Source organism: Halapricum hydrolyticum, assembly GCF_025517535.1.
Lineage (GTDB): Archaea > Halobacteriota > Halobacteria > Halobacteriales > Haloarculaceae > Halapricum > Halapricum hydrolyticum.
This window is the reverse complement of record NZ_JAOPKC010000025.1, coordinates 19,201-40,284: the sequence shown is the minus strand read 5'-3', so window position 1 is coordinate 40,284 and position 21,084 is coordinate 19,201. Positions and strand designations below refer to the sequence as shown.

Below are 21,084 nucleotides of genomic sequence, written 5' to 3'. Positions count from 1 at the left end.
TCGGGACAATAATGATCGTGGCGTCGATGACCTGATGGAAGAAATCGATCACCTGTTCGTTCATTCAACAGCTGACGCTAACGTGCAAAGCTGAGTACTGAGGAAAGGCCATCCCCGGAGTTAGATTAGACTTTGCAAAAGATTAGACGCGCCTAATTTATATGTTAGGAAGTTCAACTAGCGCTTATGCGTATTCGAAGGCTCAGCCAGCGGAGGAGACCATGCCATCGATAGATTACGAGAGTGCAGCGGATGTCACAGAACGACTCGAAGAGCGACTGGTCGAATCACTCACTGGTGAGACGAGTGTCAGTCGCCGCACGGTGCTCGGCAGTCTCGGTGTCGCCGGGAGTGCAGCGGTCGGCCTCGGGAGTACCCGAGCAAGTACCTCGTCCGACCACGACGAGGGTGACCACGGTAATTTCGGTGCGGCAGGTGAATACCGGGACTTGGATTTCGACCCGCACGAGTTCCTCACCGCATTCAATACGGGAGACAGCGGCCAGGACAACGTTCCGCAGCAAGTCTACGAGGAGGATGGCCGAACCGTGCGGGAGTTCGAGTTCACTGCCGTCGACACGACAATCACCATCGCGCCGGGTGTCGAGTTTCAGGCGTGGGCGTACAACGGCCAAGTTCCGGGACCGACGATCCGCGCCGTTGAGGGTGACCTGCTCCGAGTCAAGTTCACGAACCTGGGGCGGCACGCTCACACGATTCATCCGCACCTGAAGAATCTCAACCCGCGTATGGATGGGATCCCTCAGAACGGGCCGGGTGTACTCGATACGGGTGAATCTTTCACCTACGAGTGGATCGCCCAGCCCGCCGGAACACACTTCTATCACTGCCACTCGCTCCCGCTGAGAGAGCACATCCACCGTGGGCTTTACGGAACGATCATCGTCGACCCGGATCCCGAACGCGTGAGGGAGAACCCTCGCGACTACGTCAATTACCCTGGCCCGATCACCAACGACTTCCGGACGCAGCTCGTCGAAGAGGCGAAGAGCCGGAACCACGAGTACGCCGAAACCGACGCCGTCAACGAGATGGTGATGGTGATGAACTCCTTTGACACGAACTTCGACGGCGGCAACGAGGTCTACGCGGCGAACACCCGGGCGTTCGGATACGGCGTCGGTCACACCGACGGTAACGGCAACTGGGCCGCGGGCGAGACGAAACGGCCCATCCAGATCGACAGGAACGAACGCCAGCGCGTGTACCTCTGCAATGCGACCGAGTTCGACCTCATCAATTCGTTCCATACGCACTCGCAGTTCTTCGACTATTACGACCACGGGACGACGCTGACGCCGACGCACAAGACTGTGGACACGATTATGCAGTGCCAGGCCCAGCGCGGTATCATCGAGATAGACTACTCGGACCACGAGGCCGGGCTATACATGTTCCACGCGCATCAGTCGGAGTTCGCCGAACTCGGCTGGATGAGCTTCTTCGAGGTGGTCTAACATGGCGGACAAGACACAAAACTCGACGGCGAACGGTAATGTGTCAGCCGAGGCCGAGACCTCGAAGCCGCTTGGGCTTGCGCGATGGGTCAGCGCGATACTCCCGGTCGTGTTGCTCGTACTCGTCTTGGGCGCGTTCGCGTTCACGTCACCGCTCGCTGGCGTCCAGAGCGGTGAACCGCTTCCCGACGTGACAGTCACGCACTCGACGCTTCCGAGCGACGAGACGGTGGTGCTCCACGTGACGAACAACGGCCCCCAATCCGTGACGATATCACAGGTTCTCGTTGACGAAGCCTACTGGGATTTCCGGGTCGAAGGAGCCGGTGGTGACCAAACGCTCGCCCCGATGGAAAGCGCACAGATCGTGATTCCGTATCACTGGAATCGGGGATGGGACCTTGGAGTCACGCTGTTACTCTCCGACGGAGCGACATTCCATCATACAATCGTCGCTCCGAGTCAGACACCCGGATTCAGCCTCAGTCTGCTCAGGACGCTCGCAGTCATCGGACTGTTTGTCGGTGTGATCCCGGTCGCATTAGGGATGCTCTGGTTCCCCTACATCAAGACGATGAGCGATCGCTGGCTGCACGCCGTTCTCTTATTTGCGGCCGGGGTACTGGCCTTCCTGGCGTTCGACGCCGGATTTGAGGCGTTCGAACTCGCCGAGCGGGTTCCAGGCGCGTACGAGGGCAACCTCTTGGTCGTCTTCGGAATCCTTGGCGCACTCCTCTTAGTCCAGGCGCTCAGTGCGTGGCGTGAGGGGCGTATCGCCGCTGGTGGTAGTCGGGCGAGTAGCGGCCTCTGGGTCGCCTATCTGGTCGCGGTCGGGATAGGCCTGCACAACCTTGCGGAGGGGCTGGCAATCGGGAGTTCGTTTGCACTCGGGCGCGTGTCACTCGGCGCATTCCTCGTGATCGGGTTTATGCTCCACAACGTGACCGAAGGCCCGGCTGTCGTTGCACCGGTTGCCCGCGGAGAACGCCCGTCGCTCAAGCACTTCACCGCTCTCGGCGTCATCGCCGGCGCACCCGTCATCCTCGGTGGTTGGATCGGCAGTCTCGCATACTCTCCGACGATCGGAGCCTTCTTCCTCGCAATCGGGGTTGGGGCAATCCTCCAGGTTGACTGGGAGATCGCACGAATGGTTCGGGATGCAGGCGGTCGCGTGGCCAACGCCACGAATCTGCTTGCATTCCTGCTCGGACTCGGCGTGATGTACGTGACCGACCTCTTCGTGGCGGTCTGATTAGTACCGTCCATCCCTGAACAATGTCACCCGAATGCTACAATCGACGCACGATGTTGCGGCTAAGCACTGCCACTCTGGCGACGCTCAGCACTGCCGGATGTTTGACCGGACAGCCGTCGACCCAGACCGTCACGATGTCCGATAACCTCACGTTCGAACCGTCGACTGCGACGGTCGAAACAGGAGAGACGGTAACGTGGGCGAACGAAAGCGACATCCAGCACACGGTCACAGCGTATGAAAACGAGATTCCAGACGAGGCCGAGTACTTCGCAAGTGGTGGCTTCGAGTCCGAGCGTGCTGCGAGGAACCGGGTCACCGAAGGGCTCATTCCACCGGGCGAGAAATACGAGCACACGTTCGATCTCCCTGGAACGTACGGGTACTTTTGTGTCCCACATGAAGGATCCGGGATGGTCGGGACAGTTCGAGTGAGGTGAGTCTCATAGACTATCGTGTGGCCCTTCCAATCCAGAAGGGTCTGCACGATACGCGCTCTCTATGCAGCTCGGACACCTCAACCTAAAAGATATCAGTACCCCGACAGACTTCTTACCAGATGGTCATCATCGAATAGCTCCCAAAATCTGGCGAGAAGAAAGGATAACTACGGGACGCCTAGTCTCAACGATAGACTGCCGCCGGAGTGATTTATATTATTCACAGATAATTCTAATAGGATGGTCGAAATGTACGCCGCGACACTACCGGGCGAGTTTCTACTAGTAGGCTCAGTGGAACTGACCTTGAGTGCTTAGGGCCTTAAACCGCATACTCTGGCACGAGTATCATGGGGAGGGCCATTAGCAGTATCGTCCTTCGAATGCGTGTATGATCGGTCGTGATTTCGAGAGCCTATCGAGATCTCGTCAGAAGGTGTGTGCAAGATACAGAGGTTGTATCCATCACAGCACGTCTGTTTATTTCTCGATCCGTTTTCGTGAGTCGGCCGGTAGAACGAGCCAGCGTATTGAACACAAATTTCTGATCTTGATGAGTTCAAGACACGTTATTCGAGGAAATATCGAGACCAGGGACTCAGTGAGACCGCTCAAATCAAGCGCTGGCTAGTGATCCTACAAAGCAATTCGATTTCAACTGTGGTGCTAGAACTCATCCTATTCAGATCATCTACGCGATCGTATGTCAAGAAGAGTAAACATCGTTCAGTCGAACTATTCCGCGGTTGGGGCATCCTTCGACTCGGTAAGTAGTTCCAAGGAAGCAGTTCTGACTGGGACTATGACGATTCCCTTGACTGCATTACACCGCCGTCAGAGCGCCCGTTTTGGATCAGATGGCTCTGTCAATGCTCTCGAATGGCGATAGTTTTCATTGATGGCTAAACGATACATAGCCGGTGTCGGACACTGGCCGTTTTTGAGGCTCGTAGATATCAACACAAATCCAGACCCAGAGACCCGCTGGCCGGTGAATATCGTTGCACCATCGGCAACACTCGACAGCGAATGTGTCACTCTGTAACCTCCGACTCGTCTAGTTGCAAACCCCGCTCCCGGGGCCGGTTCACCACCGTCTTATCGGGGAGTTCCCGTTGTCGTCGCGGTGACCGGGTGAGCAGTCGCTGGAGCCACGTCTCGTCGTCCGGGTTCGGTTTCTCGATCACGTCGTATTCGACGAGGACGTCACCGTCGTCGGCCGCGGAGAGACGGAAGTAATTGAGCTGGTAGGAGGCGTAGTAAACCGGTGGGAGAACCCCGAGGAGAGGATCAACCCGTTGGAGGCGCTTCAGCCAGGTCCCGGTGTTGATGACGAGCCGCCCGTTGACTTCGGTCGCCGACGGCCGGTGCGTATGCCCGTACACGTACACCGCGACCCTCGGTTCGGACGCGAACACGTCTCTGGCCCGGTCGAGATATTTCTCGACGGGTTCCCGGTCAGTTGGCGACCGGACGAGGCCGAACCGCCTGAGTGTCTTTCGCGCATCCCACACGAACACGGCGAGCGGGATGGAAATAGCCAGTATCAGCACGATGATAACCAGATTTCCGGCGAGGACGAGTTCGACCAGTCGCCCGGCGGGCCCGAAGAAGCCGAGCGCTTCCTCGACCAGAGTGAGCGGAAACGACCAGACTTCGAACCAGGCGAGCGCGAATATCGCGACGTACAGCACACCGATGTTGAACAGGAACAGGAACGGTACGACCGAAAACCGCAGCCACGCACTCATCTCCCGATAAAAGTAGTTCGAGATCAGCCAGTCGGGGATTTCGGTCATCGGTGTCACAGCCTGAATGTCCTTCAGCCAGTTGTACTTTCCCCGCTCGGAGAGCTGCCCCGCACGACTCGTTATCTGTCGATTCACGAAGTAGCCCGGTGGGTTCGCATACGGATTCCCGAAGTCGGGGATCCGGTTGTTCGGATCCTCCTGCATGCCGTGTTCAACGTGAACGACCGAATCGCCGACTGTCCGCTCGATCGACACCTCCTGCTCCAGTGTGACGTTGTACTCCGCCAGTCGCTCGACGTACTCCGGGTACGCGGCGAGCTCGTAGTCGTGATTCCCAGGGATGAGCGTGATCGGTACCTCTCGACCAGTGACTTCGAGTTGATCGAACAGTTCCGGATAGTGGTCGAGGAGAGCGTCGAACTTCGCCGGCCCCTCGACCTCCGTGAACTCCCAGAGCCCGAACGCGTCGCCGTTGATTATCAATTCCGTGTCCTCGTCACTCTCTTCAAGTTCCGTGAGGAACTCGAGCAATTCGTCCAGAAAGTCCACCTGCTGGAGCTGCTCATCCCCGCCGATGTGGAGGTCGCTGATGAAGTAGTATACGTCGGCCATATCGCTACCCGCTGTCCTGATTGCTGGAAGCGCAAACGCTCGATTCACTGTGGTCGGTTGTGATCCGTGCGTCTCCAGCGCATCGAATGACCGGTCGCATTGGTTCGGATCGCGGGTTGGTCGCCGGATACCGACCGCCGACGTGCGTGAAGTCTTGACGGGAAAGAGGCTGGTGACATTCGCTTGGACAACGATCTGACGTACCCACCGTGTCAATGGCAGGTCTCCAGGACGCGGGCATGCCGATGTCTGATGGGTACCGGACATAGTTATTAGCGCGTTAAACCGGCGGTAACCGTACCACCAGTGAGAAAGATCGACATACACCAGCGTGCGTCCGAGGAGGTCTTGCCGAAACCTGCACACAGCGACATAGTCTTGGCCCCCAGTCGGTGCTCCCCCTTTGTCGACGTCCCGAGAGAACGGAGATCGGATCGATTTCACTCCCGGATCCCGCTGCAGGACGCGTGGGAAAGTAACTCGATCTTTATTTCGAATGCCCGTCTCTAACTAAGTCCTCTGACAGAGGTAATGGTGATATGAGTTCACTTGTTGTACTCAGATTCGGCGACATGGACGGCGCTGAAGCCATGCGCGACAGGATGTACGACCTCCAGAAGCGGGAGCTGATCAAGATCGAGGACGCAGCAGTCGTCGTCCGAAACGAGAAGGGGCGTGCGAATGTTAAGCAGGCGCACAGTCTCGTCGGTGCGGGCGCACTGGGCGGCGCCTTCTGGGGGATGCTCATTGGGTTGCTGTTTTTCGCGCCGTGGCTCGGCCTGTTGGCCGGCGCCACCGCTGGCGCACTCTCGGGGAAACTCGGCGACATCGGCATCGACGACGACTTTATCAATGAGGTACGGGACGCGATCGAGCCCGGAAACTCCGCGCTTTTCCTGCTGGCACGGGAAGGCAATGTAGAGCGTATCAAGGAGGAACTGTCGGACTTCGAGTACGACTTCGAAATCATCGACACGAACCTCTCCCCGGAAGACGACGAGCGCCTCCGCGAGACCTTCGCCGCAGAGGAAGTCGCCGGGTGAATCCATTGGTACCCCGTCGCCGACGAAATTCGAGTTAACGGAGCAAAAACCGCACCCTCTGGTCGTCTGGAACGCTCGTACGACCGGTCACTCAGTATCACATGCGACTCGTCCAAGTTCTCATCCCCAAGGGAACCCGATCGGCCGTCCTCGACACGCTCGACCACCAGGGTATCGATTACGCCGTGTTCGACGAGGTCGGCCGTGGTGACTTCGAGGCGATGGTTCAGTTTCCCGTCCCGCCGAGCGGCGTCGAACCGGTGATGGACGAACTGATCGAGGCCGGTATCCGGGAGGACGCATACACCATCGTCCTCTCGACGGAGACTGTCGTCTCGCAGCGACTGTCCGCACTCGTCGAACGGTTTCCCGGCCTCCGGATCTCGCGCGAGGAGTTGTACGCACGGGCGCAGGATCTCGCCCCGGCGAACTCCACCTTCTTCGCGTTCCTCCTCCTGAGCACCGTCATCGCGACGACGGGCCTGCTACTCGACTCCGCGGCGACGATCATCGGCGCGATGGTCGTCGCGCCGCTGATGGGCCCTGCCGTCTCCGCCTCCGTCGGCACGATCCTCGACGATCCGGGAATGACCAGACGCGGCGTCAAACTGCAGGTCGTCGGGCTCGTCGCTGCCATCGCGACGGCGGCGGTCATGGGGTGGCTCCTCCAGCAGACCGTTCTCATCCCGCCGGGACTCGATATCCGGACCATCCCCCAGATTGCCGAGCGGACGAGCCCGAACTTCCTGTCGCTCTTTCTCGCGCTCGGATCGGGAATCGCCGGGTCGCTCAGCATCATGCGTGGCTCCGGGTCGACCCTCGTCGGCGTCGCCATCGCCGTCGCGCTCGTTCCCCCCGCCGCGACCTCCGGCCTCGGTATCGCGTTCGGTTTACCGGGGGTCGCCATCGCGGGCGCAGTGCTCGTCGTCGTGAACCTGCTCGCGATCAACGTCTCCGCCCTGACCCTGTTCTGGGTAGCAGGGTTCAAGCCACTCGACGCAGGCGCGTTCGAGGGAGTTCGCGCCTCGATCGTCTCTCGCATCGTCGTGATCGCGGTCGCCATCGCGCTGCTTTCGATCGTCCTCGGTGCGGTTACCTGGACGACGTTTCAGACGCAGGCCTTCGAACAGCAGACCCGGACTGAACTCCAGCAGCAGTTCGACGAGGCAGACATCGAGGGGGTCGAACTCGTTTCGGTGACCGCCGACTACGAACCGATCGATCTGCTCCTCGGAAACGAACCCCGGGTGAACGTCCTCGTCGGCGTTCCACGGGACCAAGAGGTACCACCGGACCTCGCTCAACGCTGGGACGACCAGTTGACTGCGGAGTTCGACCGGGACGTCGTCGTCCGCGTCGGATTTATCGAGACACAGGTGTCCGACGGGAGAACGCGGGAACGACCTGAGCGACTGGTCTCTCCTGGGGTGTCTCGATGAGTTCTGATGCAGAAGAACCCCTGGGAGAGGTCGATGCTCCGGATCGACAGCAGGGGACGCTTGCCTACTGGGGGCCGGCCATCGCCGTGAGCCTGTCGATGTTCATCGCAGTCATCGATTCGACCCTGATGAACGTCGCGATCCCCGCTATCGTCTCGGACCTGGACACCACCGTCTCCGTCGTCCAGGGTGCGATCGCGGTCTATTCGCTCGTGATGGCGGCGCTGATGCTGCCTGGCGGGAAGCTCCCGTCGATTTACGGCGTTCGGCGGCTCATGCAGGGGACGCTCGTCGTCTACGCCGCCGGGACGCTGCTAGCAGCCGTCAGCTGGAGCCCCGCCGTCCTGTACTTCGGCTGGTCCCTCGTCGAAGGTGCTGCGGCCGCCGTGTTGATGCCACTGACGTTCACTGTCCTCATCGTCACCTACGATGGGAAAGACCGCGCGAGGGCCCTCGGGGTGCTGGCGGGCGTGAGCGCGGCGGGCGCGGCCGTCGGCCCAATATTTGGTGGGGCGTTGACGACGTTCGCGAGCTGGCGGTGGGGGTTCGCCCTCGAGGCGGTCGTCGTCGCCGTCGCGCTGGTGTTCGTTCGCTACGTGAGCGCCGCCCCGCTGACGTCCGACCCCGACCCGCTTGACGTCGGGGGGACCGTGCTCTCCGTCGTCGGCGCGACGTCACTCGTCGTCGGCTTCCTCCTCGCCGGCAAGTTCGGGTGGCTGGTCGCGACGCGCCCGTTCGTTGCCTTCGGCGTCCAGTTCAACCCCTTCGGGACATCGCCGGCGCTGTGGACCATCGGCCTGGGCCTGCTTGCGTTCGCCGCATTCGTCCAGTACGAGTACCGCCTCGAGCGGGCGGGCCGTTCGCCGCTCGTCCCGATGGGAATGCTCTCGAACCGCACCTTCACCGCGGGCTCGCTGACCTTCGGCGCCCGGGCGCTCGTCATGGCCGGGTTCATCTTCATCATCCCAGTGTACCTCCAGTCCGGCCTCGGCTACACCGCCTTCGAGGCCGGGGTCGCGATGCTCCCGTTCTCCGTCGGGACGCTGCTCGTCTCGACGTTCACCACCGGCTGGCGCGCGTACGTGACGCCGAAGACCCTCGTCCAGGTCGGGGCTGTGCTGATCGGCGTCGGCCTCCTGTTGCTGTTCCAGGACACGAACCCGGACCAGACGGTGCGGAGCATGGCCGTCCCGATGGCGGTCGTCGGCGTCGGCATCGGGCTCATGACGCCGCAGCTCGTCAACTCGACGCTGTCGGCGGTCCCCCAGGCGAACTCCTCGGAGGCCTCGGGCGTCATGAACGCGACTGGGATGTTGGCGTACGCGCTCGGGACGGCAATCGTTGGCGCCTTCCTGCTCGGGCAGTTCTACCGTGGCGTGATAGAGGGCACGTTCCGGGCGACCGGCGCCGCAGTGTCGGTGTCCCGACGCGACGAACTCGCCCTGGCACTGCAACAGGCCGCAGAGACGGCGACCGAGGCGACCCGACAGGCGTTCCTCGCCGGGTTGACCCCTGCAGAGCGGGCACTGCTCGACGGGGTCTTCGAGGCCGCATTCGTCGGTGCCCAGCGCGCGACGTTGCTCCTCCTTTTCATATTCGTGTTGGTCACGCTCGTGGTTTCGACGTTCTTACCACGTCGCCCCGGGGATTCCTGATAAATCAAGACCGACCACGATACGCCTATCTCCTGTTTTGAACACTCGAAGGTGACTGCTTCTTGAAGAAACACGTGCAAGACACGAGCGTTGTATACACCACGGGCATCCAGACCTCACAGACAGATAGGTACTCCCGGCGGACTTCATCTCAGGATCGTCATCACCGACTATTCCCCGAAGTTCCGGCGGGAAAGGGTCTCACTGTAGATATGCTGTCTTGAAAATAGGCCCTAGGCAAAGCCACACATATTTTCATAAATTCATTCCATAGCATACGCAAAATGTACGCCCGGAACACTAACGACCGACATCATCCCTGGCGGCGTGCCGGGTCAGCCGGGAAACCCTCGTGGCGGGCGGGTCGCTCTACGAGCGACCGAATGCCACGGCGGTGAACCGCCGAGGCGGGGGACGCGACGCGTCCAGATCTGCACGATCGGCGTCAGCCGCGAGTGCGAGTGGCGCGACGCGCCACCAAGTGCCGAGACGGCGTCAGCCGTCACAGCGGGATGTACCGTACCTGGGTTCTCCGTGCCGTCATCGCACCCGTCTGGGAACGCTCTGGCGGGGACTTGTGGTACGCACTGACTAGTTCTCGGCGGCAGTGGATAAGCCCTTCGCGTGCTGTCAGGGCTCGGTCGCCCACGGCCCGATGCCGAGCAGACGACCCGCCAGCCAGCCGACGGCAAACGGCATGACGACCGCCAGACATATCACCCCGATCCACCGGAGCGGTGGCGGCTGTAAGACGAGATAGACGAGATACAGGATCCCGACGAGCGGCAAGCTCCGCTGCAGTAGACTCATCAGAGGACGTACTCCGATTCGTGGAGCTGGACGTACGCACCGTCCCGGAACCCGCGGCGAGTCCACTTGTAGCGTGCGATCAGCGACAGCCCGTCGAGCCCCGATCGGAGTGCCTGTCGATACCGCGACCCCTCGACTGAGAGCATCCGGTCGACGGTGGCGAGCGTCTCGTCCCAGTCTCTCGGACCCACATCGCGGGCCATCTCGGCGAGAGTGACGCTGCGCAGCACCTCGTCGCCGACGGCGCGCTGCCACTCGCGGTTGTACCGATCGAGGTCGTCCGTGGCGGCGAGCCGGCCGGCGATCTTGCCGGTCCGGACGGCGACGTGATCACCGCCCTCGTGGAAGGCAGAGGTCGCACCCATCGCGCCGCCGACGACCGCGACGTTCGCACGTGTCGGCGACTCGATCGGCCGCGTCGAGGAGATGGGATACGCCTCGGTCCCGCCGCGCTTGCCGCGGTCCTCGACCAGCGGGAAGTCCTCGAGATCGTACTCGGGATAGCGCCACTCAAGCAGGCGTTCGAGATAGACCCGCCCGGACGGGATCCGCTCGTCGTCGGGCTCCAGCAACGCGTAGTCGTCACGGTTGTCGACGGCGTCGATGTCCATGTCGATCGGCATCGTCAGTCCGACGCGGGCGACGCTGTCGTCGTTGGGGAAAATCCACGGATACGCCGTGTGCCCGGGGATGACGCCCCACCAGAACTTGATCAGGTCGGGATCGAACAACTCCTCGGGGATCCGGCGGTGTTCCTGGTAGGCGATGTGATTCGCCTCCTTGGGGCCCAGAAGCGAGGCGACCGATCGATCCGCGGGCATGAACTGATCAAGCGCATCGATCGTAACGGTCCGCTGGGGACCGTCCGCGAGCACGAGCGCGTCGGCCTCGAGTTGCTCGCCGTCGGCGAATGTCAGCGTGTGCGTGAACGACCCGGCGTCGAAGGTCGATTCGACGTCAGAGACGCTCGTCCCGACGTCGTAGGAAGCCCCTGCCGCCTCGGCTTCCTCCCGGAGCCAGTCGTCGAATCGGGCGCGATGGAAGGTAAACCCGAAGCCGTCGTAGCTGGCGTCGATCCCGGTATCGCGCAGCGTCACGGACTCGCTTGGTCCGGCAAAAAAGGCCCCGTCGAGCTCGCTCAGGATGATCTCCTCGGGGATCTCCTCGGGTTCGTAGTCCATGAGATCGACCCAGTAATCGAGCATCCCGGCTGCGTCGGTCGAGTCTGGGCCCAGCCGTTCCCGGTCGGCCCGTGGCACTCCTTTCTCGACGACGAGCGTGTCCGCACCGGCGTCGGCAGCGGCCTTCGCTGCGGAGGATCCCGCCGGACCACCGCCGACGATCGCGACGTCGACTCGTTCCATACGCGTACCCCGGCCCGTCGGTAGTTAAATCTCGTGACATCGCGTTGGCGACGGTGTCGGGAAACGCGAGCATTGACATGTGCGACCCTCGTTTGTCCGAGCAACGATGTCAGAGTTACCCGAGGTTCTCGTCCTCCCGCAGAAGCCACACGGGATTCCAGTCGAGTCGCTCGTCGAGTCGCTGCGCGAGCGGTACGACGGGACGGTATCGCTGGCCCGGACGAACGACGCGATCGACGAAGCACTGCCCGACGCGAGCGTCGTCGTCGGCAACTACATCTCGACCGACAGGCTCGATCGGGCCGACTCGCTGGAGTTGTTCGCCTGCTCGTATGCCGGCACCGATCACCTGCCGCTGTCGGAGCTGACAGAGCGGGGCGTGACGGTGACGAATGCCGGCGGCGTCCACGCCTCGAACGTCGCCGAACACGCGGTCGGCTCGCTGCTTTCGCTGATCCGGGGGTTCTTCCGGGCGCGTCGCCAGCAACGCAACCACGAGTGGCGTAACTTCCAGATGGGTGAACTCGCAGGGCGGACCGTCACCGTCGTGGGACTGGGCGCGATCGGCTCGGCGATCGCCCGACGACTCCAGCCGTTCGACGTGGACCTCCGCGCGATTCGCCACACGCCGGAGAAGGGTGGCCCCGTCGACTCGGTGTTCGGCTACGGCGAAGCCGAGGCTGCGCTGGCCGGTGCCGAGGGGGTCGTGCTCGCGTGCCCGCTGACCGAGACGACCGAGGGACTGCTCGGCCGGGACGAATTCGACCTCCTCGATCCCGACGCGGTCGTCGTCAACGTCGCCCGCGGCGGCGTGATCGAGACCGACGCGCTGGTGGACGCGCTCCGGTGGAATCACATTCGGGGGGCCGCCCTGGACGTGACCGATCCGGAACCGCTGCCGTCCGATCACCCGCTCTGGGACTTCGAGAACGTCCTGATCACGCCACACAACGGCGGCTACACGCCCGAGTACTACGATCGGCTGGCCGACATCGTCGTCGAGAACGTCGAACGCGCGGTCGAATCCAGGGAGTGGACCGGACTCCGGAATCAGGTCGTCCCCTGATCGCCGGGACGAGCGTCGCGGTAGCCGTCACGGGCTTCGAGATACCAGTACCCGAGAACGACGAGAATGCCGATGCCAGTTGCCACACTGATAATTACCTGGTTAGATAGATCAGCCAATGCCATCATCCCATGACTAGCAATAGCCAGCGTGGCTAATCCCGCGACCAGCAGGACGGTTCGCCAGCGAGCAGTCACGGGAAAGTCAGCGTCGCTCTCGCCGACGAGAGCAAGGTACAGGTGTGCGCCGCCGAACACGACGGCGTAGAACGACGCGAGAACGGCGGCGTTCATCGTGCTGCCGACCGGGATATCAAAAGTCACCGGCAGTGCAAACAGGAGGAGGATACCGACGAGCGCCGCAGCGATCTGTGCATTCGTTTCGCGGAGGACCATGCTTAGAAATTACGGAGGCGCGATAAAAGTCTAGGGGGCAGACACACAAACTGTGAGTACGTGCCGGTGCAGGCTCTCGATAGCAGAGCTCCCGAGACTACCGGCCGTCACATTTCATACCGTCGATTAGAAGCCCGTGAGCAATGTCAGCCCTGCATCGGGTCGAATATCTCCACGAAGATTATAGCCGACAGTGGCAATCGATATCTCGTCATCGCGAACGTCGTTAGCCGGCAATGCGAGACGGACTGCTGTCGTCCATCCGTGTCGAACCCACGACTGGGTCGGTCATGCCAGCCTATCTCCACAGCAGTCCGAATCAGTCAGGGTGATGGCAGACGAGACGGTCGTCGACCAGGACGAGAACGCCCGAGTCCACGCGGAACGGTCCGGCAGAGACCGTGTCGTGGGAAACCGTCCAGCGGACGCTCCCGTCGGTGGGATCGAGTTCGAAGATCGAATCGGCCGACGTCACGTACACCGCCGTCTCGTCCGCGACGATTCCCGTGAAACCACCCATTCCGGCCTCGATTCCGCCGGATTCGCCGCCGACGCGCCAGCGCCGTTCCCCGGCGTGATCGACGGCGGTTACCCGTTCGTCGCTGACTACACAGACGCCTCGATCGGTCACGTCCACCGCCTCCAGCCGGGCGTCACTCCGCCACCGCTCCCGACCCGACGCCACCTCGACCGCGACCGTCTCCCTGTGTGTCGACACGAAAAGGAGGTCGTCGACGATCCGGACGTCGCCGGTCTCCGACGGAACCGGACGGTTCCACTGGCGCGAGCCGTCCCGGTCGACCCGACGGAGGCGGTCGCCGTCCCGGTAGACGACGCCGCGGTGGTCGGCGGCCACGGCCGCGTCGTGACGCTGCGACGCGGGTACGTCAAGCGTCCATTGCTGACGACCGCGGCGAATCGAGCGGAGTTTGCCGGCGTCCGTGCGGACGTAGACGCGCTCGCCGCCGGCGGCTATCCCGAGCGGGGCCGAACCGATCTCGAATTCCCATCGCTCGCCGCCCTCGCCGTAGCCGTAGACTGCGTGCTCGGTCCCGACGGCCGGCGGGTCCCCGAGTGCCCTGACGCGGACCGGTTCGGGTAGCTCGTCCCGCCAGCGTCGCGTTCCAGAATCCGTTTCGAACGCGTACACGAGCCCGCGCTCGCGGAACTCGCTGCTATCGAAGTCGAAGGTTCGGGAGGAATCGACGACCGCGATCAGACGGTCCCCGACGACGTCGGCGGTCGTGATCCCGCTACCGATCCCGGCAGCTGCGATCGACAGATCTTCCGACCATCGAATGTCACCACCGCCGGGCCGATACCCACATCCGGCGAGGCCGGCGACGGTCGCGCCGGTAAGCGCCGAGAGAAACTGCCGTCGCCGGGTCATAGTGAGTCACGGGAGATCGACTGCAGGTGATCGATTCGTTCCCCTGTCGAGGGGTGAGTCGCCGGGAAGATGTCGTTGCTGATCAGCTCGCGATCTTCGCCGAACTGGTAGTCGTCGATCGGCGCGACGTACAGCGCTTCGAGACCGCCGTCAACCTCACGGAGATCGCGATCGGCCACGTCGCTCATCTCCTCGTCGACCGTCCGGAGTGCGGACGCGAGCGCCGCCGGATCGCCGGTGATCGCCGCTGCACCGCGGTCGGCGGCGTACTCGCGATACTGCGAGAGCGTCCGAAAGAGCGTGAAACTCGCCAGCCAGAACAGCGCCGAGATGGCCATCGTAACGATCGCGCTGACGACCAGGACGACGATCGCGACGAACAGTCCCTTCGCCCCGTCGCCGTCTGTGTGTCGGAACGATCCGAGGACGTGAAAGACGCCCTTGAGGACGTAGAACGCGCCGATCGCGACGAGGTAGGTCAGCGACGGCAGGAAGTACGCCAGCGACATCACGGACACGTCGCGGTTCTTGACGTGTGCGAGTTCGTGTGCGAGCACGGCGTCGAGTTCCGCGTCGTCGAGCGCCTCGAGTGCGCCCTCGGTGACGACGACGGTCGCGGTCGACGGCCGCACGCCGACGGTGAACGCGTTGGGGACGTCTGACCGGCTCACGGCGACGCGAGGGGGTTCGACCTCGGCGATCTGTGCGAGACGCTGGACGCGCCGATGGAGATCCGGTCGCTCATCGGCATCGACGCGCCTGGCGCTGACCGACCGGAGCGCGACCGAGTCCCCGTACCGATACTGGACGGCCAGGCCAACGAGGACGACGCCGACGGCGAGCCAGGGCCGGACGTAGACCTCACCGTTGTACGGCTTCCCGGTCGCCCAGGAGAGCAGATCCAGCCCCACGGCGTTGATCGCGAAGACGAACGCGTAGATGAACGCCACCGGCAGTGTGAGGACCAGTGCGAGTGCGACCCCCATCCGGACCGTCAGTCCGGAATCTGTGTCCCATTTCATCACAGCCCACGAGCGTTGTGCGAAACGATGGCGGTCGAAGATTAATACTTTATCGTCGACGCCGCGGCTACTCGAACGACGCCGAAACCGCGTCAGCGAGGACCCCCGGTTTGCGGTAGTGTTTGCTCACGGGCGGAATCTCCCGATCGAGGTCGAGCAGCTCGTAGACGGCGGTCATCGCCGTGCGAACCGAGTACTCGACGGTGAACACGACGTCGCGCGGGAGGTCGGCGTACTGTCCGAGGAACGCCAGGTTGCGCGAGCTGTCGGGGACGACCGCCGGCCGGTCGCCGGACGTCCGGGGCTGGAAATGGGCCGTGATGAACGGCATCATGCACGGCACGCAGTCGACGCCCTCCAGGATCTCCGGCAGTCGGTCCGCACACTGGAGGTGATAACACAGCTCTTCGAGGATCTCCCGGCCGGTACACTCGGACATCTTCTTCTCGACGTAGTCGCCCTCCCGATCCGGGAACAGGGCGTAGCCCCAGAAGATCTTCACGTCGTCGGGCTGGTTCGCGAAGTGCGGCTGCGCGGCGACGACAGTCGACATGAGCCAGGACGAGTCGACGTAGGTCACCAGCCCGTTGCCGGGCTCCTCGTCGGTGAACTCGACGATGTGATCGAACAGGTCCGTGTTGTGCAGCGTCACGGTGAACGACTCCCACTTGGTCTCCTGGACGTTACCGGCGAAGACCTCGGGGTCGCCGAATCCGGGGTTGTCAGCGGCGATCGACCGCCACAGCTCCCAGGACGCGCCGGTCTCGTTCGTCTCGGGGGCCTCGTCCCACGCGCCGAGGTCCGACCCGTCAGTCATCGAGCCGTTGGTGAAAAAGACCATATCCGTGGGCTCGACCCCAATGCGCTCGGTTCCGCCGTCGGTCTCGCAGTGGAGTCGCTCGACGGTCCGGCCCGCTCGCGAGGTGACGATGTCCATGTCGGTGACGCGACAGTCGTACTGGAAGTCGACGCCACGGTCCTCGAGCCACCGTCGCAGCGGCAGGATCATCGAGTCGTACTGGTTGTACTTGGTCCGGTCGATCCCCTCCATCGTGTGCAGCCGGGGGAACTCGTGGAGGAAGCGGTACATGTACCGGCGGACCTCGGCGACGCTGTGCCAGGGCTGGAAGGCGAAGATCGTCGCCCACACGTACCAGAAGTTCGTCTCGAAGAAGTCGTCGCCGAACCACTCCTCGATCCGGGTGTCCCCGAGTCGCTCCTCGGGCGTGAGCAGCAGTCGAACCAGCGAGATCCGGTGGCGGGTCTCCAGCTGGAACTGCGAGGCGTCGAGATGGGTGCCGTCCTCGATCAGTCGCGCCTCTGCGTAGGACGGGTGTTTCGCGTTGAACCGGTTCATCTCCTCTTTGACCGAAATGCTGTCGTCCTCCAGGGCGGGGATCGTCCGGAAGAGGTCCCAGGTACACTCGTAGGCGGGGAAGTTGAACATGCGCCCGCCCCGGATGACGTAGCCTTCCTCGGGGTCGCCCGCGCCGTCCATCGCCCCGCCGACGATGTCGAGTTTCTCGTAGACGTGGACGTTCTCGCCGGGCACGTTGCCATCACGGATCAGAAACGCCGCAGCCGCCAGCCCGGCGATTCCGCCGCCGACGACGTGGGCCTCCCGGTCGGCGACGTGCGGCGTCTGTTCAACAGGCATGCGATCCCTCCGGCGTCGCGTTCGTCCGGACGCGCTGGTGTGCCGATCCGCGGTCTGTGCTCGCCTGCGGTGGTGATAGCGTGGTCATGGATCCTCCAGTTCTGTGCCGACCAGACGGTATGCCCGACGTCTCGCCACAGCGAAACGTAGGCCGGCCGCGGCGCTAACGCTTTGCAGGATATATCCTGCAGTTCAAGCTCATCTGCACGGCCATGCAGACTCTCCCGGCGTTGCAGCTCAGGCTCGTCCAACCTTGCAGTGCGAATCACTCCGCGCTGGCGATCGTGTGACCGACGAGCCGGCGCTGGCCGCGCCGGAGTCGCTCGGACAGCGCCGAGGTCGTCGTCTCGAGTTCCGCGGCGACGTCGGACAGGTCGGCTTCCCGGGGCACGTCGAAATAGCCCATCTCGTGGGCGGTGAGCAGCGCCTCGTGCTGGGCAGCGGTGAGACCGTAGTCGTCGGTCCGGTCGGTCTCGGCCTCGAAAACGCGCCGGGGTCGGAACTCGACGCCCGTGTTTCCACACGCGGTCCGGAACGTGTCCAGCGCGTCCCGGTCGGCGAACTGCGCACTGACTCGCCAGCCGCGACCGGTCACGACCGCGCCCATGGGGTGGGTCCGGAGGTCGACGAGTCGCGTGTAGACGTCGGCGTGTGCCGTATCGAGAGTGACCCGATAGCGCGACTCGACGACGGCCGACTCGAGGGCGACGTACTCCGGGATCGGGTCGGCGTCGTCCATGACCTCTTCGAGGCGGGCCGGATCGACGCCGGTCGTCGAGAACACGACGGCGGGCGCGCCCGCCGTCCCCGAGACCACGTCGTCGATCGTGAGGATCGTATCGAGAGCCGCCGCGACGCCAGTCAGCGGCAACTCCGCCGACAGGAGTTCGAACTCGCAGACGACGCTCATATACTGTGCTTGCACGGGCCGGGACTTATACTGCCGGCTGTAACTTTTCGAAATGATTCGGCACGAGGTTGTGCCGAATATCTTTACGAACGTACAGCCGGCAGTATTAACCGCGACGAGGAGGCCGGCAGAAGGGAAGCCGTGTTCGTCCCGTCGCAGACGGAACAGATGCGAGAGCCGTCACGTCGCTCTGCTCTGTCCGCGATGTGCGTTCATCGTATCAGTCCGAAAGAATCTTAGGGATCGTTAATATGTCAAGAACTATGAATGACGCTGACTGGCACGCCGTAGGTGTCGCGTTTGCGGTTGTGATAACGTTCGTAGTTCTCATCTTCGTGTCAGGTCCGGTCGGGCTGCTGTTCGGATTCGCGGTGGTGCTGGTCGTCGGTGCCGTCAGGAGCCAGTCGAAACAGCAACAGCGGCGTCAGGAGGCACTCGAAGAGCGCGTCGAGCAACTCGAAGCCGAACTCGAAAAGTCCGAGACTGACGACGGAGAGCAGTGATCGCCGCGTGCTCAGAGATGGCCTTCCTCGAGGAGCAGTTCGCCGTTGAGGATCGACGCGCCGGCCGCGCCGCGCAGGGTGTTGTGCGCGAGACAGTTGAACTGGACGCCGTTGGTCGTTTCCTGGACGCCGCCGACCGCAATGGCCATGCCGTTGTCGCGGTTGCGGTCGAGCCGGGGCTGGGGGCGGTCGGGCTCCTCGAAGACCCGGATCAGTTGCTCGGGCGAGGAGTACAGGTCGTCGGCCGAAGGATACGATGCCATCGCTTCGGCAGCCTCCTCGGGGGTGACGTCCGCGCTGGTGTCGGCCCAGACGTTCTCCAGGTGGCCGTCCAGGGTCGGGATGCGGTTACACGAGGCGGCGGCGGCGAAGTTGTTCCAGCGGACCTGTGCGCCGTCGAACTCGCCCAGCAGTTTCTTCGACTCGGTCTCCATCTTCTCTTCCTCGCCGCCGATGTGCGGGATCGCGTTGTCGATGATCTCCATCGAGGTGACGCCGGAGTAGCCCGCCCCGGAGACGGCCTGGAGCGTCGAGACGTCGACGCGTTCGAGCCCAAACGCGTCGTCCAGGGCCGCAAGCGGCGGCACCATCGTGATCGTCGAGCAGTTGGGGTTCTTGATGATCGCGCCGTCCCAGCCGCGCTCGTCGCGCTGGACTTCGATCAGATCGAGGTGCTCTGGGTTGACCTCGGGGATCGTCAGCGGGACGTCCGGGTCGGTCCGGAAGTTCGAGGAGTTCGAGGAGAGGACGTAGCCCTCCTCGGCGAATTTCGGCTCGACGGCCTCGCCGACGCCCGAGGGCAGCGACGAAAAGAGGAGATCGACGTCGTTGGGGACGTACGTCGGGTCAGTCTGGCGGACCTCCAGGTCCGCGACCGACTGGGGGATCGGCGTGTCGATCCGCCACTTGGCCGCCTCGCGATAGGTCTTGCCCGCGCTGTCCTCGCTGGCGGTGACTGCGGCAATCTCGAACTGCGGGTGCGGATCGAGAAGCTGAATGAGTCGCTGTCCGACTGCTCCGGTCGCGCCGAGGATGCCGACGTTGGTTGTCATGGTACTCGGGGGTAGCGCGATGCGCGTTCAAAACAGTTTGGATACGTCTCGCATACCCTCCGGATGTCGCCGTGGGACCGAGACGGCACAGCCAGACAGGTAGCGATACGCTCGGACAGTTTCGACAGGCATCGGGCAGAATCTGTCGTCGTAGCCACCGGTATCGGACAGTTTCCCAACTCGGAGAACGTACCGTCAGCGTCGAGCGCGGGCGAAAACGATAGCGTTACTTTTCGGTGTCGTCCTCGAAGGACGGTTCGGTCTCGGATTCGACCTGGGGCTCGGTCTCGAAGTCGGTGTCGGATTCGGTGGCGACCTCGTCTTCGTCCGACCCCTTCGTTCCACCCTCTTTCATCTCCTCGAGTTCCTGTTCGACCTGTTCGCGCCCCTTCTGGAACTCACCGATCGCCTGCCCCGACGAGCGGGCGAGTTTCGGGATCTTGTTCGCGCCGAACAGCAGCACGACGAGCAACAACAGCAGCAGCACTTCCGGGCCACCCGGGATTCCTGGGATCTGTAGGACTGAACTGAGCATCTCTACCTCCCCTTTGCTTGCTGGCTATTATAGGCTTTTTGCTAGACACCACGTCGTGAGGACGACAGCGATCCCGAAAGACAGACGCTCTCGTCGGGGAACCCCCACGATCCGAAATTCGCCGGGGGCGGCACAGTCTTGACGCTGGCGGTCGTATCGATGTCCGCCATGGTATCCGTAGGCGACTCCGCACCAGATTTCACTGCACCGCTCGCAAACGGCGACATCGAGTCGTTCACGCTCTCGGAGCACCTCGAGGACGCCCCGCTCGTGCTGGCGTTCTTCCCGGGTGCGTTCACCAGCGTCTGCACCCACGAGATGAACCACTTCCAGGACGACCTGGCGACGTTCGAGGACGCCGGCGCCTCGGTGTACGGGATCAGCGTCGATTCGCCGTTCGCGCTGAACGAGTTCCGCGAGAAGCTCGGGCTGGAGTTCGGTCTGATCAGCGACGCCGACAAAGAACTCGTCGAAGCGTACGACATCGCGATGGACTTCACGGACCTGGGCGTCCACGACGTCGCCAAGCGGTCGGTGTTCGTCCTCGACGATGACGGCGTCGTCCAGTACGCGTGGGTCAGCGACGATCCCGGCGTCGAACCGGACTACGACGAGGTTCTCGAAGCAGTCGAAGACATCGCGTAGGCCGCACCCGCTCGGAAGGGTACAGATCCCGTGTCTGAATCCGGAGAGGGCGGAAAAATTAT

General features: G+C 62.9%; 19 protein-coding genes. 9 read left to right on the top strand and 10 right to left on the bottom strand.

The features are described from left to right. Nucleotides 1-221 precede the first annotated feature (221 nt). The 3 genes from OB916_RS14890 to OB916_RS14880 all read left to right on the top strand — a co-directional run bounded on the left by OB916_RS14890 (nt 222) and on the right by OB916_RS14880 (nt 3,173). Nucleotides 222-1,478, top strand: a complete 1,257-nt coding sequence (locus OB916_RS14890) for a multicopper oxidase domain-containing protein (protein ID WP_315910088.1) — start codon at nt 222-224, stop codon at nt 1,476-1,478. A 1-nt stretch (nt 1,479) separates the two neighbouring features. Then, nucleotides 1,480-2,730: a ZIP family metal transporter gene (locus tag OB916_RS14885; protein WP_315910087.1), complete on the top strand. Its 1,251-nt coding sequence runs from the start codon at nt 1,480-1,482 to the stop codon at nt 2,728-2,730. Nucleotides 2,731-2,867: 137 nt separating this feature from the next. Further along, nucleotides 2,868-3,173 carry a cupredoxin domain-containing protein gene (locus OB916_RS14880; protein ID WP_315910086.1) on the top strand — a complete coding sequence of 102 codons (306 nt, stop codon included), beginning with the start codon at nt 2,868-2,870 and terminating at the stop codon, nt 3,171-3,173. A gap of 1,034 nt (nt 3,174-4,207) precedes the next feature. Here OB916_RS14880 and OB916_RS14875 read toward each other — a convergent pair. Continuing rightward, a complete protein-coding gene (locus tag OB916_RS14875) occupies nt 4,208-5,536 on the bottom strand; it encodes a metallophosphoesterase (RefSeq protein ID WP_315910085.1) in 1,329 nt (442 codons plus the stop codon). A 572-nt stretch (nt 5,537-6,108) separates the two neighbouring features. Here OB916_RS14875 and OB916_RS14870 point away from each other — a divergent pair. The 3 genes from OB916_RS14870 (at nt 6,109) to OB916_RS14860 (ending at nt 9,673) form a co-directional block, all read left to right on the top strand. Then, on the top strand, nt 6,109-6,579 hold the full coding sequence (locus OB916_RS14870) for a DUF1269 domain-containing protein (protein WP_390884092.1): 471 nt from the start codon (nt 6,109-6,111) through the stop codon (nt 6,577-6,579). Nucleotides 6,580-6,680: 101 nt separating this feature from the next. Next, entirely contained in the window at nt 6,681-8,018 is a 1,338-nt protein-coding gene (locus tag OB916_RS14865; RefSeq protein WP_315910083.1) for a TIGR00341 family protein, read from the top strand. After that, nucleotides 8,015-9,673: an MFS transporter gene (locus OB916_RS14860; protein ID WP_315910082.1), complete on the top strand. Its 1,659-nt coding sequence runs from the start codon at nt 8,015-8,017 to the stop codon at nt 9,671-9,673. Before OB916_RS14865 ends, OB916_RS14860 begins: the two co-directional genes overlap by 4 nt. 630 nt (nt 9,674-10,303) lie before the next feature. On the opposite strand, the gene OB916_RS14855 is transcribed toward OB916_RS14860, so the two are convergent. Next, nucleotides 10,304-10,483 (bottom strand): hypothetical protein, encoded by a 180-nt coding sequence (locus tag OB916_RS14855; protein ID WP_315910081.1) that lies wholly within the window; start codon nt 10,481-10,483, stop codon nt 10,304-10,306. Then, nucleotides 10,483-11,847, bottom strand: a complete 1,365-nt coding sequence (locus tag OB916_RS14850; protein ID WP_315910080.1) for an NAD(P)/FAD-dependent oxidoreductase — start codon at nt 11,845-11,847, stop codon at nt 10,483-10,485. The genes OB916_RS14855 and OB916_RS14850 overlap by 1 nt, the downstream gene beginning before the upstream one ends. Nucleotides 11,848-11,953: 106 nt before the next feature. On the opposite strand from OB916_RS14850, the gene OB916_RS14845 reads away from it, so the two are divergent. Then, a complete protein-coding gene (locus tag OB916_RS14845) occupies nt 11,954-12,913 on the top strand; it encodes a D-2-hydroxyacid dehydrogenase (RefSeq protein ID WP_315910079.1) in 960 nt (319 codons plus the stop codon). Here the strand turns inward: OB916_RS14845 and OB916_RS14840 are convergent. From OB916_RS14840 to OB916_RS14820, 5 genes are all read right to left on the bottom strand, one after another. Beyond that, the gene (locus OB916_RS14840; RefSeq protein WP_315910078.1) at nt 12,898-13,308 is read right to left on the bottom strand and encodes a hypothetical protein; all 411 of its coding nucleotides are present in this window, start codon (nt 13,306-13,308) and stop codon (nt 12,898-12,900) included. The two genes, OB916_RS14845 and OB916_RS14840, sit on opposite strands and share 16 nt — an antisense overlap. 319 nt (nt 13,309-13,627) lie before the next feature. Further along, nucleotides 13,628-14,698 carry an outer membrane protein assembly factor BamB family protein gene (locus tag OB916_RS14835; RefSeq protein WP_315910077.1) on the bottom strand — a complete coding sequence of 357 codons (1,071 nt, stop codon included), beginning with the start codon at nt 14,696-14,698 and terminating at the stop codon, nt 13,628-13,630. Beyond that, the gene (locus OB916_RS14830; protein WP_315910076.1) at nt 14,695-15,720 is read right to left on the bottom strand and encodes a M48 family metalloprotease; all 1,026 of its coding nucleotides are present in this window, start codon (nt 15,718-15,720) and stop codon (nt 14,695-14,697) included. The genes OB916_RS14835 and OB916_RS14830 overlap by 4 nt, the downstream gene beginning before the upstream one ends. A 67-nt stretch (nt 15,721-15,787) precedes the next feature. Continuing rightward, nucleotides 15,788-17,377 (bottom strand): oleate hydratase, encoded by a 1,590-nt coding sequence (locus tag OB916_RS14825; protein WP_315910075.1) that lies wholly within the window; start codon nt 17,375-17,377, stop codon nt 15,788-15,790. A gap of 265 nt (nt 17,378-17,642) precedes the next feature. Further along, a complete protein-coding gene (locus OB916_RS14820; protein WP_315910074.1) occupies nt 17,643-18,287 on the bottom strand; it encodes a helix-turn-helix domain-containing protein in 645 nt (214 codons plus the stop codon). Between the two features lie 263 nt (nt 18,288-18,550). Between OB916_RS14820 and OB916_RS14815 the strand changes: the two genes are divergently transcribed. After that, a complete protein-coding gene (locus tag OB916_RS14815; RefSeq protein WP_315910073.1) occupies nt 18,551-18,790 on the top strand; it encodes a hypothetical protein in 240 nt (79 codons plus the stop codon). An 11-nt stretch (nt 18,791-18,801) separates the two neighbouring features. Here the strand turns inward: OB916_RS14815 and asd are convergent, their stop codons facing one another. Continuing rightward, nucleotides 18,802-19,842, bottom strand: a complete 1,041-nt coding sequence (gene asd / locus OB916_RS14810) for an aspartate-semialdehyde dehydrogenase (RefSeq protein ID WP_315910072.1) — start codon at nt 19,840-19,842, stop codon at nt 18,802-18,804. 226 nt (nt 19,843-20,068) lie between these two features. Next, nucleotides 20,069-20,377, bottom strand: coding sequence for a twin-arginine translocase TatA/TatE family subunit (locus tag OB916_RS14805; protein ID WP_315910071.1), 309 nt, complete (start codon nt 20,375-20,377; stop codon nt 20,069-20,071). Between the two features lie 168 nt (nt 20,378-20,545). Here OB916_RS14805 and OB916_RS14800 point away from each other — a divergent pair, with 168 nt between their 5' ends. Further along, nucleotides 20,546-21,022, top strand: coding sequence for a redoxin domain-containing protein (locus OB916_RS14800; protein ID WP_315910070.1), 477 nt, complete (start codon nt 20,546-20,548; stop codon nt 21,020-21,022). The last annotated feature ends 62 nt before the right edge of the window (nt 21,023-21,084 follow it).